This is a genomic window from Vibrio nigripulchritudo, from assembly GCF_027924785.1.
Lineage (GTDB): Bacteria > Pseudomonadota > Gammaproteobacteria > Enterobacterales > Vibrionaceae > Vibrio > Vibrio nigripulchritudo.
Map to the genome: position 1 here is coordinate 1,022,326 of NZ_AP027050.1, position 16,153 is coordinate 1,038,478.

The window sequence follows — 16,153 nt, forward strand, 5'->3', positions numbered from 1 at the left end:
GCAGTTTTCCTATCAAGGAGATGTATGAAGAAAATAGGGATATTCGCCTATCCGGGATGCCAGAGTCTGGATGTTATTGGACCGGCAGAAGTCTTCGCTTCAGCCAATAAATTTAATGAAGAGCCTGAATATGAAGTGATCATCTTTTCTTTTGAAAAGGGAAAAGTGAAAACAGACGGAGGGCTTACGCTTTTCGCAGAGGAAAGCTGGCAGGCTATCCAACAACTGGACACGCTAGTGGTTCCGGGTGGTAACCTTTCCAGAAGCTACCTAGAGCGGGAAGACATTTTTGACTGGCTTAGAAACATTTCAAATACTTGTCGCCGGGTGACGTCTGTCTGTACTGGTGCTTTCTGGCTGGCAGAGGCAGGCATTCTGAACAATCGAGTTGTCACAACGCACTGGCGGCACTGCGACACACTTCAGCAGCGCTATCCGGAAATTAAGGTCGATTCAGACGCCATTTACATTCATCAGGGTAACATCTCCACGTCTGCGGGCATAACAGCAGGAATCGATCTCTGTCTTTCACTGGTTGAACAGGATTTGGGTTACGCGGTTTCTGTTTCCGTTGCTCAGGAACTTCTGGTGTTTTATCGCAGACCTGGGGGGCAATCTCAGTTTGTATCTTTTCAACAGGCTCAGAGTGCAGGTGACAAGCGGGTAGCGAGTGCTATTCGATATATCCATCAGAAACTAAGTTCTGAAATTAAAGTAGAACAGATTGCCGAGCACATTGGGCTGAGCACTCGCCAGCTAGGTCGAATTTTCAGAAACGAGCTTAATGTCAGCCCTAACCAGTATTTACTAAAAGAACGCCTGAATCTGGCTTGTGACCTGCTAAAAAACAGCGACCTGACACTAGAAAGGATCGCCAGCCGCTCAGGGTTAATGAGCGGAGATAATTTAAGAAATTTATTTCAACGTCAGTTTGGAGTGAGCCCATTGGCTTACCGACAGCGTTTTAAAAGGAACGATGTAAATGAATAGAAACGTGTGGCTTCTTTCTCTTTGTCAGGCTTTGTTGATGACGGGAAACATTGTCTTAATTTCCGTTGTAGGATTGATTGGAAAGGAGATAGCCCCGTCTCAAAGCCTGATTACACTGCCTGTCGGGTTACAATTTTTAGGTCTAATGGCTGCGACCATTCCTGCTTCTCTAATCATGGGCAAACTTGGAAGAAGGAAAGGCTTTAGCTTGGGTAACCTGTTCGGAATCATTGGGGCATCACTTGCAACTTACTCTCTCAGCCATGGTTTATTCTGGTTGTTTTGTTTCTCGACACTGCTGCTCGGTATTGGTATTGGCTTCGGGACACTCTATCGGTTTGCTGCTATTGAAGTGAGTGCTGAAAGCGCAAGACACAGGGCGATATCCATTTCTATGGCAGGTGGGGTTCTGGCTGCAGTATTGGGACCGAATCTCGCCGTTATGTCTCAAAACCTTTTACCCGACGGGCTGTATATAGGTGCGTTTGCTGCGGTGCTTGGTCTTAACATCATCGCGTTGATCGTTTTGCAAACCATTGACTTCCCACCAGCACAAAAGCTGAGTGAACAAGCTCCGAGTGAACCGTTAAAAAGTATCGTGTCTCAACCCGACTTTATGGTTTCAGTATTTGCTGCCATGGTTGCCTATGCGGTTATGAACCTTTTAATGACAGCGACACCCCTAGCCATGCTTGGTTGCGGTTTTGATTTTACCAAAGCCGCTGGGGTTATAGAGTGGCACGTTCTGGGCATGTTCGTACCGGCGTTTTTCACTGGGCGGCTAATAGAACAGTTTGGCGCGCGCAACATGATAGTGGCGGGGGCGGTTTTGTTTATAGGTTGCATTGCTATCAATGTTCACGGTCAGTCTCTGTGGCATTTCACTCTTGCTCTCATATTGCTAGGAGTTGGCTGGAACTTCATGTTTATTTCCGCAACCAGCATGTTTAGCCAATCTTACAAACCTGAAAATCGCGCTAAAGCACAGGCATTTAATGAGTTCTTTGTGTTTGGCTGTGTCGCAATAACAGCGATGCTTTCTGGTTGGCTTGAAGCAACAATCGGCTGGCAAAACCTGAATCTCTACACCGCACCTTTTGTTGTCATCGTCATGTTGATGTTTCTGTTTAACGCCAGAAAAGCGTCGATGAAACAAGCGGTAAAGTAGTACACGTTGAAATTTGAGGGAAAAATCAGAGAAATTTTTCAGGAATTGCTTGGGCGAAATAACACCCAAGCAATCCACAGTTGATTACGTTACCTGGTAACAAGCGGGTGTTAATTCGAGGAATTTTTCGAGTATGGCATCTTCATTCGAAATTGAATCGGCTAAACTGAGCCCAATTGCTTTTCCAAGCTTAAGGTAGCCCATACTCCAGTCTGGGAAATGCCGAGTCTTTACGTCTTTGGAGGATAGAATTTCGATATTTGTGTGCCTCGGGTCGCGTCCGAGCTTTGTGACCAGTTCTTCTATGTTTCTGTCTGGGCCTTCAATCATTTGATAGAACCCATCTAAATGAAAAATCAGAAATCCTGTGATGTCATTTGCTTTATTATTTTTTCGAGACACTTCCAGAATATTGGTTACGTCAATTTCGTCCACTTTCGAGATACTTCTGTATAGAATCTGTTTCATAGTCTTCTCTTATCCATGTACATTTCTCTGTCCGCAGATCGTAAGGTCTGTGAAAAATCCCAGCAGGAATTGACGGCCTTCCCGATACTGAAATGAATAGAAAAACCTCTCTTATTCTGAGAGTTAAGATTTTTAGCCAACCGGTTTCTGACGGTATCTACGTCGAGGTCATCTCTAAAAACAATGACTATGAATTCATCTCCTCCATATCGAAGAATAATGTCACTCAGTCTAAAACTTCGTTTTAAAGCTTTTGCAAAATCGCGGAGCGCTAAATTACCCATTTCATGACCATGGGTGTCATTAATTTTTTTAAAGCCGTTTAAGTCGAAGAAGAATAACGTGAATTCTTTGTCATTTAGCGAGTTTTCTAAGTGTCTCAAATAACCGCAGTTAAATAAGCCAGTGAGTTTATCTGTGTAGCTAGACTTGCGTTCGCTCACTATCGCGTTGTGGATAATGTTACTAATTAGAGGCAGTAAGTAATGGTGTTTTGAGGGGTCAGACAGAAGGGCAAGCAAATCTCTAATGTCTTTCGCTGTGTTTATACAGTTAACAGACTGCAGCCTACTGATAATGATGTTATCTTCATCTCCAGTAAGTTCTTGTAATTCAAACAACAACATTTGCTTTATGATCTTGTCTGACATGCTCTGCACCTAGGTCAACCGAACGCACATCAATTATTAGATTACTTGCATATGGTGTCAAACTTGAATTGAAATAATTCGAACTTCGAGTCAGGTAAACTGTAAAGCCGGCAATATTTTGGCTACTTAGGCGTGATCGAATCATATATAATGCGGCGCTTATTTGTTGTCTAATCAAGGAAAGCCAGCCATGGAGCTAAAGGAACTACTGACCGCTTTGTCTCAATCCCCTGAAACTGTTCAATTTCAAGATGTCATTTCTGTCATTGACGCGAATTATGAATTCACACAAACAGAGTTCAAGAACGGAGACACGGTAAACGAAGCCGAACAAAATAATGGTTCATGCAAAATCTTTGCTTTTGCAAAACTCAACCAGCTAGATGTTCAGAGTGCGTTGGCATGTTTTGGTGACTTCTACCGTAAAGATGTGCTTGAAAACCCAGAAGGGGAAGACCACCAGAATATTCGCAACTTTATGCGTTTTGGCTGGGAAGGCATCGAGTTTAAAGGCGAAGCGCTGGTTGCTAGATAACCTCAACAGACCCTAACATTAGTAAGAAAAAAACCGGATAGACAATGATTTCTATCCGGTTAGAAGGCAGTGGATTAATTGCTCTTCAAAATGAAATTTAGAAGTTTTAAACCATGGATTGGTTTAGGTTAACTTAGATTAGAAGTTAACAACGATGCCTGCGGTTGCACCAGAGAAATCAGTCGCCGTATCTTTCTGAGAGTATTCAACGAATACTGTGGTTTTCGAGCCGAGTGCGTAACCTACACCAGCGTAGAAACCAGATTCTTTATCCGCTTCGTCTGCGTCTACTTCACCGTAACCACCATAAATGCGTGCCGCGTTCAGGTTGTACTCACCACCGATACGCCATGCAGTTACGTCTGTTCCATCCTGATCTTCCATCGAGAAATCAGCACCAAACTTCATTGCGTTGATCTTGTAGCTTGCACCTAGGTTGAAACCAGAGTAGTTCGCTTCAGTAGCACGACCAGCGTAAACCTCGTCAGCGTAGTCGTAGAAACCAGCCGATAGCCCAAGACCCATAGGAAGATCGTATGCACCAGCAATAGTGAAGCCACTGCGGTGTTTGTTGTCGTCTTGAGCAAACTGATAAGTCACGCCCGCAGTCAGGTTTTCAACCAGCTTGTTAGCTGAGAACTTAACGATGCCGTTGTCGCGACCACGATCTGCCAGTTGTTGAGAGTAGCCATACCACTCATCGAATCCACCGCGGAATGCCGCGTCATCAAAAATCGTTGTCTGGCGACCAAATGTCAGAGTACCGATGTTTGTAAATTCAAGACCTGCGTAGAAATCACGGGATGAGAAAGCGATATTGATCTCTTCATCTGTCGTTCCAGCTTTTGTTGCTTGTGCTCCTGAATATTCCACTTCGAAGCGACCAATTGCAGCTACACCTTCAGTTGCTTGATGCTTTGCAGTAAAGCCAAGACGTGAACCACCATCGCTGATAGAAGATTCAGAGCCTGCGCCGCTGTCTTCAACTTGCATAATCGCAAAAGCACGACCGTTGATGTCCAGAGTTGAACCTTCGTTGTTATATACTTCTGCTGCGTTTACAGAACCTGCTGCTGCCAGCGCAGCCACTGCTAATAGAGTTTTTTTCATAATTAATCCATTTATGTACAAAAGAATTCAGAGCAAAATCAGAGCAATAGCTCCAAAGCTTGAGAGTTTGTTTCTTCCCAACCCGCTCAATTCGTATGGCATACTGAATTCAAAGCATTTAATGGTCAAGTGTTCTGTATGCGGAATTATTGAGTAAATGAATGGATATTTAAGTAGGTAAGAGGTAAGACTATACAGATTGTTGTTCTGTATTATCTTTATGAAAAATAAGAAGAAATAATGTTGAAAATTAAAAGTACGGAGAACTGTATAATTGCATGTATTTTAAGGTTTAACGTTCGGTATGCTTGTTTTAAGAAGTGAGATCTACTTCACGCATTGATATGGCATGATGTTGGATAAAATGCCTGGTTGATGGAATCAATCAGGCATATAAGTGGATAAATTACCAGCTCTCGACTTTTCGGCTATCAAGGACATGATTCGCCCATTCAGCAAAACCATAACCTCCGGGCAGTGACATGATCTGTTTAGGTTTGTGCTTAAGCATCGGCAGGAAAGGTTGAATGTTGGAAACGCCCACAGTGTGCTTAAAACGTTCAAACATAGCGGCATCGTTAGCGGAATCTCCAATAAATGCACAACGAAGCTGAAGTTCTTCCTCGCACCAATTCTTATGGGTGTTAATCCAGTCCATGGCGCCGCTGGCTTTACTGTAATCTCCAACCCAAAGATTAATATGAACCGAACTTACAGCAGCACTCACACCAAAAGAGCGAATAATAGTCATCGCTCTGTCCAAGTCTTCTTTCGAAACCCCGCTGTTGTCTTGCCCGTGATCAATAGCGACATCGTATCGTCGATACATGTTGTCCTTTGCTGGCAATAGTGAAGGGACTTCGGTGGTGACTCGGTCAACTATCTTCAGAAGACATTCTCTGTTTATTCTTCGATCTTCGTCTGAAACCGTATCGAAGAAATCAATGCTGCCGTTGTTCTTTGTAATGGAGAACGCCCCGTTTTCCCCAATGACCCCCTGAACTGGCCATAATCTGGCGATCTGATCGCACCAGCCAGCACATGCACCAGTAACGGGCACCACTTCAATTCCGGCTTCTCTTAATCGATACAAAGCATGGAGCGTTTCGACAGGCAGCTCACCATTGTGAGTCAACGTGTCGTCTACATCTGTAAAAATAAGACTTGGTGTGGTCATTTCGTAATAAGTATTGGTTTCTTTTGCATTCATTATTTAAGACCCGAATTCATAAAAGACTGCATGAATTGTTTTTGGAAGATAAGAAAGATTGCCAGCAAAGGCGATATAGAAATCAGTGTTCCCGCACTCAGAACGCCCCAATCGACCCCGATTTCCGGTGAGCCGAACAGCGCGATTCCAACCGTAATAGGGCGGCTTTGTTCTGTGTTGGTCACTACGACAGGCCAAAGAAAATTGTTCCAGTGGTAGGATATAGAGACAAGACCGTAGGCAAGGTAAGTCGGTTTTGCTAGCGGTACGTAAACTTTTAAGATGGTGGCGAATCTACTCAATCCTTCTACTCTCGCTGCGTCTTCAAGCTCCTGAGGAACCTGCATAAAAGTCTGACGTAACAAGAATATCCCAAACGCGCTGGCGATATAGGGAAGGGCGATCGCCCAATAGGTATCGATCGCATTAAGATTTGCAATTCGTTGATAATTCTCACTGATGAGCGCTTCAGGCATGATCATCAGTTGCAGTAATATGGCACCGAATATGATGCTCTTACCTTTAAAATCCAGTCTTGCAAGCGCGTAGGCCGCGAGGGTGCAAACCACAATTTGTAGAGCGAGCAGCAAAGTGACGAAGCAGAAGGTATTCCACATGTAGGTGACAAATGGTGCCATCGTCCAAGCTTCAAAAAAGTTATCGAGTCGCCAGGGGGAACTCAGATCAAATGAAATGGCATCTGAACCACTATGAAATGCTGCCCACACCATATAGAGCAATGGCAACACCCAGAGCAATCCGAGCAGCCAACTGGCAATGCCATTGATGATCTTTGACCAAGGAGTTATATGAATCTGATTCATCGATAGTGCACCCGCTTACGACTGAGTAAAAACTGAACGCCTGAGCAGACTGCAAGTAACAGCAATAACACTAATGTCAGGCTGGAAGCGTATTCATGATCTAGGTAAGAAAACGCCGTCTCGTAGATGTAATAGAGCAGCAAGGTACTGGAATTGTTCGGACCACCCTTGGTGAGAATGAACAGGTGATCGACCAGTTTAAATGCATTGATTAGTGCATTAATGAGAACAAACAAGGTTGTGGGTCCAAGCAGGGGCAAGGTGACTCTTTTGAATCGATACCAGTAACTTGGCGACTCAACTTTTGCCGCATCGTTCAGCTCCCCAGGAATCGCTTGTAAAGCGGCTAAGTAGAAGATCATGAAAAAGCCAGCTTCTTTCCATATGGTGAGTAACATCAAAGAACCCAGTGCCGTATCTGGGTCTCCCAGCCAGTTTCTTGGTTCTATTCCTACGTATCCAAGAACGGTATTGAATAGCCCAATGTTTGGCGAATAGAAGAACAACCAGATATTCGCGGCAGCAACCATAGGCAGCATAGTCGGGATGAAATAGGCAAGACGAAGAAATCCACGTCCGAAGATGTTTTCATTGACCCAAACTGCCATTGCTAGCGCTAAAACAATAGACACAGGAACAGTGACCAGCGCATACCAGCCGTTGTTAACCAAAGCCTGAAGAAAAATAGGATCATCCAGCAAATACTCTAAATTCTCTGCACCGACAAACGTTGTACCTTCACTTCCTTGATAGAAAAAGCTGGTAAAGAAGCTATTAAACGCAGGTATAAAGGTAAAGTTGCTCAGCAAAACCAATGCAGGTAACAGCAGCAACCAGGCGAGCAGTGAATTGGGTATTTGGCTAAAGCGTAAATACATAAGTTATCCGAAATAGAGCGGAGTCGGAAAATTCCTCGTCCGCTCTGGTTCAAGTGATTAAGATCGTGTCGCGCGCTTTAACAAGCGTTCTGCCTGTTTCTGCGCTTTATCGAGTGCCTGTTGGGCAGAGCTCTGTCCGGTAAGCGTTGCCTGAATGGCGTCATCCAGTGCCTTTCTGACCCGTCCGGCTTCGTAAGTTGCCAGCTCTGCTGTGGCGTGTTTAAGTTGGTCACGAGCCACTACTGCCTGAGGCACCTTTTGCGCGTGGGTTTTTAGCGCTTCGGTCTGGTAAGCCGCTTCACTGACACCAACGTAACCCGTGGCAATACTCCACTGTGCACTTCGCTCAGGTGAAGACATAAACTTCACCAGCTTGTATGCAGCTTTTTGCTCGGAATCTGTGCCAGAATTAAGCAGGTAGAAGTTACCGCCACCAGTTGGAGAACCAAGTTCTGCATTTGCAGGTAGTTGTGCAACACCAACGTCAAACTTGGCATTTTTAAGTACGGCTGTAAGGTTACCTGTCGAGTGCCACATCATTGCGGTATTGCCTTCAAGAAACTCCTGACGAAGTGTTCCCCATTCAATGGTGCCTTTTGGCATCACCTGATCTTTGGTTCCCAAGTCTTTCCAGAACTCTAGAGCCTCTACCACTTTGGGGCTGTTGAAGTTGACGGTTTTCCCATCAGAAGACATCAGTGTCTGACCTTGTTGTTTCGTCAGAGCACCAAACATCCAGTACGGGTAACCTGTAGAAGGAATCATCATTCCCCACTGGGTTACTTTTCCTGAACCGTCCTTTTTCACCAGTTTTGCAGCGGTTTCTCTTAATGCTTTCCATGTCGTAGGTGGTGATTCTGGATCCAACCCAGCAGCTCGGTATGCGTCTTTGTTGTAGTACATGACGATTGTGGAACGCTGGAAAGGGATGCCGTAGGTTTTGCCTTCATGCTGTCCGTTCTCCATCAACGCAGGGTAGAAGCTATTCAGCCATGTTTTGTCTTCAGAAGTTTTGGCAAAGTCATCGAACGGTCGAATAACACCCATGCGTTTCAGTTCAAGCAGATCGATAGAGAAAAGCACAGAAGTTTGTACAGGTTCTCCTGCTTTCAGAGCGGCGAGTGCTTTTACGCGAGTGTCGTCGTAGTTACCGGCGTAAATAGCAGTAACTGAGATGTCTGGATTTTGTTTCTCGAAATCGTCGACCATCCCGTCGACAACCTGAGTCAGTGCGCCTCCAACGGCTACGGGGTAGTACATAGTGAGTTCAGTTTTATCTGCGGCATACGCCAAAGAAGAACTGGCTAAAATACTGAGTCCAAGAGCACGCTTTATCGCTTTCATGGTTTTATCCTTAACTAAACAGTAGCGAATTTTTGAGTTTGGGGTGTGGGTAAAAGTCGCTGAGTGTCAGGATCAAAATAACAACAGTCGCTGTCATCCCAACTGACACTGAGCAAGTCACCTTTTTGAAGTGTCTGGTGACCATCCAGCTTGATACAAAGCTGCTGGTTACCTTCGATTTCGGCAGTGACTAAGGTACTGTCTCCGTGATAATCGGCTTTTAATACGGTGCAGCTTTCTCCCGATTGCTCCACACGCATATGTTCGGGTCTGATACCTGTCAGAAACGGTTTGTTTTTCAATTGAAGCAGGTTCATCGGAGGGCTTCCGATAAAACGGGCAGAAAACGTTGTCGCGGGGTGTTGATATAATTCTTGGGGTTTGCCAATTTGTTCAATTACACCCTGATTGAGTAAGACGATCTTGTCTGCCATTGACATGGCTTCTACCTGATCATGAGTAACGTAAATCACCGTTAGCCCAAGATCTTGCTGAAGTTGACGAAGCTCGCTTCGCATATCAGCTCTGAGCTGCGCATCGAGATTAGAAAGTGGTTCGTCCATCAAACAGATTGGGTGGTGCGATACGATAGATCTCGCCAGAGCAACACGCTGCCGTTGGCCGCCTGAAAGTTGGGAAGGCAATTTGTTCAGATAGTCGGCTAATCCAACCTGGTTAACGGCTTCTTCCAGCCTTTGTTTCTGAGTTTTGGCGGGGACTTTACGTGCCTTTAAACCAAATAAGATGTTTTCTTTTACCGAAAGGTGGGGGAACAACGCATAGGACTGAAAGACCATGCTGATGTGCCTGTCGCTGGGCGAACGAGCCGTCACGTCTTCGTTATCGATAAAGAATTGCCCTTCAGTTGCGCTTTCCAAGCCTGCAAGAATTCTCAGTAAGGTGGTTTTCCCACAACCGGAAGGTCCTAGCAGCGCAACAAACTCGCCTTTGTTCACTTGAAAATCAATGTTCTTTAGCGCTTCCTTGTCGGCAAATCGCTTTTTGATGTTGTTTATCTGGAGGTAGCTCATGAGTGTTCCTCCGTAAGAATCAAATGGGTATCCGACTGCTTACACAAGTCTGCTAACGTTGAGTCTTCACAGTCAGTGAAGAGCGTATCGATATCTTTCATGTGGGCAAAACTAACAGTCGCACTGCGTAGGTACTTGCTGCTGTCTGCGAGTAAAAACGTCTTTTTGCTGTTCTTGAGTATCAGGCGAGTGATTTCTGCTTCTTCGTACTGGAATTCATGCAGTTCACCCGTTTCAGATATTCCGGCAATACTGCAAACAGCAAGGTCTGCTCTAAAAGAACGCAACAGCTCAGTCGCGGTAAAACCCGTCATGTCCTTGTGTTGGTTTCTAATTTTTCCACCGGTGAGCCAGGTTTCTATGTTTGGATAATCGCTGAGGATCAAGGCGGCGTTCAGGTTATTGGTGACGACCGTTAGCGCGATTTGTCTTGGTAGCGACTGCGCCAGCCCGATAACGGTAGAGCCATACCCAAGGAATAAAGTACTCTCTGGTTCAATGTATTGTGCTGCGATTTCACCTATCTTTTTCTTTACCGACTCATTAAAGCTGGCACGTGCAGAAAAGTTTTGATTTTGCATTGCAGGGGGAAGGGCTACACCACCATGCTTGCGTTTGGCTAGCCCCATCTCACATAAGATATTGATGTCTTTTCTCATGGTCTGAGTTGTGAGATTAAAGTGCTTAGCGAGATCTTCTGTCGTGACAAATCCGTGCTCGTTGAGCATTTTTAGTATGTCTTGTTGTCGTGGATCGGGTTTCATATTTTGGTTTTCAAATGAACATTTATATTTTCAAAACTAGATCCTAGAAACGATTTGTTACAGCTTAAATGGTGTTTATTGACAGAAATATTAAATAAATGTGAACACTATCGGATTAACTCTTGATGTGAGCGTAAGAGCAATATGAAACATGGAATCGTAAAGAAAAATGAGATTGAAGCGCTGGAAGGAACAGATAAAACGCATTTCTTGAATGAAAATGCTAAAAGAATCAATAAGTCACTAGGTGATTTAGTCGGCATAACTGGATTTGGATTTCATATTATCGAAATACAGCCAGGTTTTGACTCGACTGAACACCATGTGCATTACTTCGAAGATGAATGTGTTTACGTACTAGAAGGCAAAGCTACTGTTTATATCGGCGAAAGTTCATATGAAATTTCGGAAGGTGACTTTATTGGGCATCCGGCTGGTGGAGAAGCGCACTCAATGACCAATACGGGAACACAAACGTTACGTTGTATCGTTGTGGGTCAGAGGTTGGATCATGATGTTGCCGATTACACGCGTTTGAAGAAGCGCATTTATCGCAATCAGGGGCTACCGTGGAACTTGGTGGATATCGAAAATATTGACGAGCCAGGTGGGTCAGTGGGCAAAAAGTAGATGACCAACCATCGATGGCATAGCTTCAGATAGTAAAAAGCCCCACTCAAAAAGAGCAGGGCTTTGGATAAAAAACTGTCGATTAGGCCAGCAATTCGTTTGCAGTCTTAACCACGTTTTCTACGGTGAAACCGAACATCTTGAACAGTTCGCCTGCTGGTGCAGATTCACCGAATGTTGTCATACCAATGATACGACCGTCGAAACCTACGTACTTGTACCAGAAGTCAGCGATGCCCGCTTCAACAGCGATACGCGCCGTCACGTCTGATGGCAGTACGGATTCACGGTAAGCCGCGTCTTGCTTGTCGAATGCGTCCGTAGAAGGCATAGATACGACGCGAACTTTCTTGCCCGCTTCAGTCAGTTTCGCTGCTGCTTCTACAGTCAGCTCGACTTCTGAACCCGTTGCAATCAGGATAAGCTCAGGCTTGCCATCGCTGTCTTTCAGGATGTAACCGCCTTTTGCGATATCAGCAACCTGTGCTGCGTCACGCTCTTGCTGGTACAGGTTCTGACGAGAGAAGATAAGCGATGTTGGACCGTCTTTGCGCTCAATCGCCAGTTTCCATGCGACTGCAGATTCTACCTGGTCACATGGACGCCATGTGCTCATGTTTGGTGTCAGACGAAGAGACGCAATTTGCTCAACTGGCTGGTGAGTCGGACCGTCTTCACCCAGACCGATGGAGTCGTGCGTGTATACCTGAATGTTCTGCACTTTCATCAGTGCCGCCATACGCATTGCGTTACGCGCGTATTCCATGAACATCAGGAAGGTGGCACCGTAAGGAACGAAACCGCCATGTAGCGCGATACCGTTCATGATGGTGTCATACCGAACTCACGCACACCGTAGTGGATGTAGTTACCGGACGCGTCTTCTGCCGTCAGTGACTTAGAGCCAGACCACATGGTCAGGTTTGAAGGCGCAAGGTCAGCGGAGCCACCCATGAAGTCAGGCAGGATAGCGCCGAAGGCTTCCAGTGCGTTTTGAGACGCTTTACGTGATGCGATGTTGGCTGGGTTTGCCTGAAGGTCAGCAATGATTTGGTTCGCTTTCGCTTCCCATTCTGCTGGCAGGTCGCCGTTTACTCGACGCGCTTGAATTCAGCGGCAAGCTCTGGATACGCTGCTTCATAAGCTGCAAATTTCTCGTTCCACGCTGCTTCCTTAGCTGCGCCTGCTTCTTTCGCAGACCACTCTGCGTAGACTTCCTGCGGAATTTCAAAAGGACCGTGCTCCCAACCTAAAAACTCACGTGCTGCTGCAATTTCTTCATGACCCAATGGCGCACCGTGACAGTCGTGCGAACCGGATTTGTTTGGTGAACCGAAACCGATGATGGTCTTAGTACAAATCAATGTCGGGCGAGGATCGGCTTTCGCGGCTTCAATCGCTGCATTAATGGCTTCAGCGTCGTGACCGTCGACCGCTGGAATCACATGCCAGCCGTACGCTTCAAAACGCTTAGGCGTGTCGTCAGAGAACCAGCCTTCCACTTCACCGTCGATAGAGATGCCGTTGTCATCCCAGAACGCAATCAGCTTGCCAAGACCCAATGTGCCTGCAAGAGAACACGCTTCGTGCGAGATGCCTTCCATCAGACAGCCGTCGCCCATGAAAGCGTAAGTGAAGTGGTCAACAATGTCGTGACCGTCTTTGTTGAACTGCGCCGCCAGAGATTTCTCTGCCAGTGCCATGCCCACAGCGTTGGTGATGCCTTGACCTAAAGGACCTGTCGTCGTCTCAACACCTGGTGCGTAACCGTATTCTGGGTGACCTGGCGTTTTAGAGTGCAGTTGACGGAAGTTCTTCAACTCTTCGATTGGCAAATCGTAACCCGCCAGATGAAGCAGAGAGTAAATCAGCATAGAGCCGTGACCGTTAGACAGTACAAAACGGTCGCGGTCTGCCCACTCAGGGTTCGATGGGTTGTGGTTTAGGTGAGAGCGCCAAAGAACTTCAGCGATGTCTGCCATACCCATAGGTGCGCCTGGGTGACCGGAGTTCGCTGCTTGAACGCCATCCATGCTCAGAGCACGAATTGCATTAGCTAAATGTTTGCGATCCATAATTACTTCCAAATAGAATTATAAAAAAAGAAAGTGAAAACTAAGAGGGGAACACAGCGGCTCCCCTTTATTTGATTAGGTATAAGTATTAAAGCTTCGCTTCAATCATTGTTTCTAGCTTGCCTTGGTCAACTGCGAAGTTACGGATACCTTCAGCCAGTTTTTCAACAGCCATTGCGTCTTGGTTGTGATCCCATAGGAACTCAGCGTGCGTCATAGCTGCTGGGCGGTCAGCAGAACCGTTAGAGTCAACCAGTTTCTCAACCACTTCACCTTCAGAGGCTTCAAGCTCTGCCAGTAGAGCAGGAGCGATAGTCAGGCGGTCACAGCCAGCCAGCTCTAGGATTTCACCAATGTTACGGAAGCTCGCGCCCATAACCACAGTGTCGTAGCCGTACTCTTTGTAGTAGTTGTAGATCTTAGTTACAGAAAGCACACCTGGATCTTCAGACGCTTCAAAGTCGCGACCTTCTTTCGCTTTGTACCAGTCCATGATGCGACCAACGAATGGAGAGATTAGGAATACGCCAGCTTCTGCACAAGCACGAGCCTGAGCAAACGAGAACAGAAGCGTCAGGTTACAGTTAATGCCTTCTTTCTCTAGGATTTCTGCAGCGCGGATACCTTCCCAGGTAGAAGCAAGTTTGATCAGGATACGGTCGTTAGAGATGCCTGCATCGTTGTACATTTTGATAAGCTGACGAGCTTTAGCAACGCTGCCTTCTGTATCGTAAGAAAGACGTGCATCAACTTCAGTAGAGATACGACCAGGGATAGTCGTTAGGATTTCTTTACCGATGTTAACAGCAAGCATGTCACAAGCGTCTTGAACTTGCTGAGCTTTGTCTGCGCTTTGAGATTTTGCGTAATCAATCGCTTGGTCAATCAGAGGTGCGTACTCTGCGATTTGAGCAGCTTTAAGAATAAGAGAAGGGTTAGTTGTTGCGTCTTCTGGCTGGTACTTTTTGATAGCATCGATTTCGCCAGTATCTGCCACGACAGTGGTCAGTTTACGAAGTTGCTCTAACTTATTGCTCATTACGATCATCCTATTTCTTGGGCGCGACTAAAAATGAAAACGCGCACTAAATTGCAAGCAAGTCAGACGAAAATGGTTAAGGAATTTCGCCAACTATAAACGTTCTTTGCTCGGTGAACATTTGTATCGAACATATGTTCACTAAGTGAGTAAATGATGTAGCCATATTTAATCGATCAGCGATTAATGTCAATCATTGATTGATGTCACAATACAGAAATTTCAGTGAAACGTAATTTACCTCACAACCAGTAGTTAATTAATCGTTTGCTTGTTTCACGGCTCGTCAAAACTGACGAAATTGTGAAAAAATAAGCGAGTGAGTAAATGTAATGATGGTGAGCGAATGTTGCGTTTTTTGCTACTTAGATTTAGGATTTATCACCTAAATCGACTCATTACTAAAGCATCATGACCACAAAAAATGACATCAATGCGGAAAATAGCGACCTGCTGACCGAGATTTCCGTAGCCTATTATCAGGATGGCGCGACTCAGGAAGAAATTTCCAAAAAGTTTTCCATTTCCCGAGCAAAAGTTGGGCGCATGCTCAAACAAGCGCGTGATGAAGGCATTGTTGAAATAACGGTTAAGTACCACCCGGTATTCAGTGCCAAGATAGAGCAGCGATTAATTGAACGGTTTGGTGTTAAGCGCGCGCTTGTTGCATTAGACCAGCCGACGGAAGAGCAGCAGCGTCAGCAAGTGGCGAGCCTGGTGTCTAATCACCTGAACAGTACCCTGAAAAACGGCACTGTGGTAACGGTAGGACAGGGAAGAAACGTATCTGCCGTAGCCCACCATATGGGGGTGATTTCTCCCCGAGACTGCAAATTTGTTTGTGGAATCGGCGGTATTCACCCAAGAGGCGGTAAGTTTAATGCTGACCACATTTGCCGACAGTTAGCCAAAAAGTACGGTGGCACATCTGAAACGCTTTATGCGCCAGCGTACGCGGAAAACAAAGCGCAAAAGATTGCGTTCATGGAGAACGGAACCGTTAAACAGACACTGGATCTGGCGCGTAAAGCCGATGTTGCTTTGGTGGGCATTGGCGATATGAGCGAAAACAGTTACATGGTGGATCTAGGCTGGTTTACCGCTGAAGAAGTGGTTCAGGCACGTCTACATCAGGGAGTGGTTGGAGACTTTGCGGGTTATGACTTTTTCGACGTACAGGGCAACTCGGCAAATACGGTGATGAGTGACAGGGTTATCGGCTTGAATCTGGAAGAGTTCCGTCCGATTGCGGAAGTCATTGCGATAGCAGCCGAAAACAGTAAGCCACTGGCGCTTCTCGGCGCGCTTAGAACAGGGGTAGTCGATGTGATTGCGACAACGGTAAGTAACGCATTAACTGTGCTCAACCTAGATGAACAGATGGGCGTTATCGACAAATAGTCGAAAACGGCAAAACTTCTAATTGAAAACAGCGAG

Annotated in this window: 15 protein-coding genes and 1 pseudogene; 5 read left to right on the forward strand and 11 right to left on the reverse strand. The window is 45.8% G+C overall.

Going from position 1 to position 16,153, the window contains the following annotated elements; all coding sequences use genetic code 11:
- Positions 1-24 precede the first annotated feature (24 nt).
- Positions 25-990, forward strand: coding sequence for a GlxA family transcriptional regulator (locus tag QMG91_RS22990; protein ID WP_281832538.1), 966 nt, complete (start codon positions 25-27; stop codon positions 988-990).
- Complete coding sequence (locus QMG91_RS22995) at positions 983-2,158, forward strand: MFS transporter (protein ID WP_022561340.1); 1,176 nt, start codon at positions 983-985, stop codon at positions 2,156-2,158. The genes QMG91_RS22990 and QMG91_RS22995 overlap by 8 nt, the downstream gene beginning before the upstream one ends.
- Before the next feature lie 84 nt (positions 2,159-2,242).
- Here the strand turns inward: QMG91_RS22995 and QMG91_RS23000 are convergent, their stop codons facing one another.
- Positions 2,243-2,626 carry a BLUF domain-containing protein gene (locus tag QMG91_RS23000; RefSeq protein ID WP_281832542.1) on the reverse strand — a complete coding sequence of 128 codons (384 nt, stop codon included), beginning with the start codon at positions 2,624-2,626 and terminating at the stop codon, positions 2,243-2,245.
- Positions 2,623-3,276, reverse strand: coding sequence for a GGDEF domain-containing protein (locus tag QMG91_RS23005; protein WP_281832545.1), 654 nt, complete (start codon positions 3,274-3,276; stop codon positions 2,623-2,625). The genes QMG91_RS23000 and QMG91_RS23005 overlap by 4 nt, the downstream gene beginning before the upstream one ends.
- A gap of 190 nt (positions 3,277-3,466) precedes the next feature.
- On the opposite strand from QMG91_RS23005, the gene QMG91_RS23010 reads away from it, so the two are divergent.
- A complete protein-coding gene (locus tag QMG91_RS23010) occupies positions 3,467-3,811 on the forward strand; it encodes a HopJ type III effector protein (protein WP_281832548.1) in 345 nt (114 codons plus the stop codon).
- Positions 3,812-3,949: 138 nt separating this feature from the next.
- Here QMG91_RS23010 and QMG91_RS23015 read toward each other — a convergent pair whose 3' ends face one another.
- From QMG91_RS23015 to QMG91_RS23045, 7 genes are all read right to left on the reverse strand, one after another.
- Positions 3,950-4,921, reverse strand: coding sequence for a porin (locus QMG91_RS23015; protein ID WP_281832551.1), 972 nt, complete (start codon positions 4,919-4,921; stop codon positions 3,950-3,952).
- A 406-nt stretch (positions 4,922-5,327) separates the two neighbouring features.
- Positions 5,328-6,131 carry an HAD-IIB family hydrolase gene (locus QMG91_RS23020; RefSeq protein WP_022589534.1) on the reverse strand — a complete coding sequence of 268 codons (804 nt, stop codon included), beginning with the start codon at positions 6,129-6,131 and terminating at the stop codon, positions 5,328-5,330.
- On the reverse strand, positions 6,131-6,955 hold the full coding sequence (locus tag QMG91_RS23025; RefSeq protein WP_022600552.1) for a carbohydrate ABC transporter permease: 825 nt from the start codon (positions 6,953-6,955) through the stop codon (positions 6,131-6,133). The genes QMG91_RS23020 and QMG91_RS23025 overlap by 1 nt, the downstream gene beginning before the upstream one ends.
- Positions 6,952-7,833 (reverse strand): carbohydrate ABC transporter permease, encoded by an 882-nt coding sequence (locus QMG91_RS23030; RefSeq protein ID WP_281832554.1) that lies wholly within the window; start codon positions 7,831-7,833, stop codon positions 6,952-6,954. Before QMG91_RS23030 ends, QMG91_RS23025 begins: the two co-directional genes overlap by 4 nt.
- 57 nt (positions 7,834-7,890) lie before the next feature.
- The gene (locus QMG91_RS23035; RefSeq protein ID WP_281832556.1) at positions 7,891-9,177 is read right to left on the reverse strand and encodes an ABC transporter substrate-binding protein; all 1,287 of its coding nucleotides are present in this window, start codon (positions 9,175-9,177) and stop codon (positions 7,891-7,893) included.
- Positions 9,178-9,191: 14 nt separating this feature from the next.
- Entirely contained in the window at positions 9,192-10,208 is a 1,017-nt protein-coding gene (locus QMG91_RS23040; protein ID WP_281832558.1) for an ABC transporter ATP-binding protein, read from the reverse strand.
- Positions 10,205-10,972: a DeoR/GlpR family DNA-binding transcription regulator gene (locus QMG91_RS23045; protein ID WP_281832561.1), complete on the reverse strand. Its 768-nt coding sequence runs from the start codon at positions 10,970-10,972 to the stop codon at positions 10,205-10,207. Before QMG91_RS23045 ends, QMG91_RS23040 begins: the two co-directional genes overlap by 4 nt.
- 144 nt (positions 10,973-11,116) lie before the next feature.
- On the opposite strand from QMG91_RS23045, the gene QMG91_RS23050 reads away from it, so the two are divergent.
- A complete protein-coding gene (locus QMG91_RS23050) occupies positions 11,117-11,602 on the forward strand; it encodes a cupin domain-containing protein (RefSeq protein ID WP_281832564.1) in 486 nt (161 codons plus the stop codon).
- A gap of 82 nt (positions 11,603-11,684) precedes the next feature.
- Here the strand turns inward: QMG91_RS23050 and tkt are convergent.
- Together tkt and tal are read right to left on the reverse strand one after the other, a co-directional pair.
- Positions 11,685-13,677 (reverse strand): annotated as a pseudogene (tkt, locus tag QMG91_RS23055) (transketolase).
- Positions 13,678-13,765: 88 nt separating this feature from the next.
- The gene (tal, locus tag QMG91_RS23060) at positions 13,766-14,716 is read right to left on the reverse strand and encodes a transaldolase (protein ID WP_281832567.1); all 951 of its coding nucleotides are present in this window, start codon (positions 14,714-14,716) and stop codon (positions 13,766-13,768) included.
- A 411-nt stretch (positions 14,717-15,127) separates the two neighbouring features.
- Between tal and QMG91_RS23065 the strand changes: the two genes are divergently transcribed.
- Entirely contained in the window at positions 15,128-16,117 is a 990-nt protein-coding gene (locus QMG91_RS23065; protein WP_004407819.1) for a sugar-binding transcriptional regulator, read from the forward strand.
- Positions 16,118-16,153: the final 36 nt, after the last annotated feature.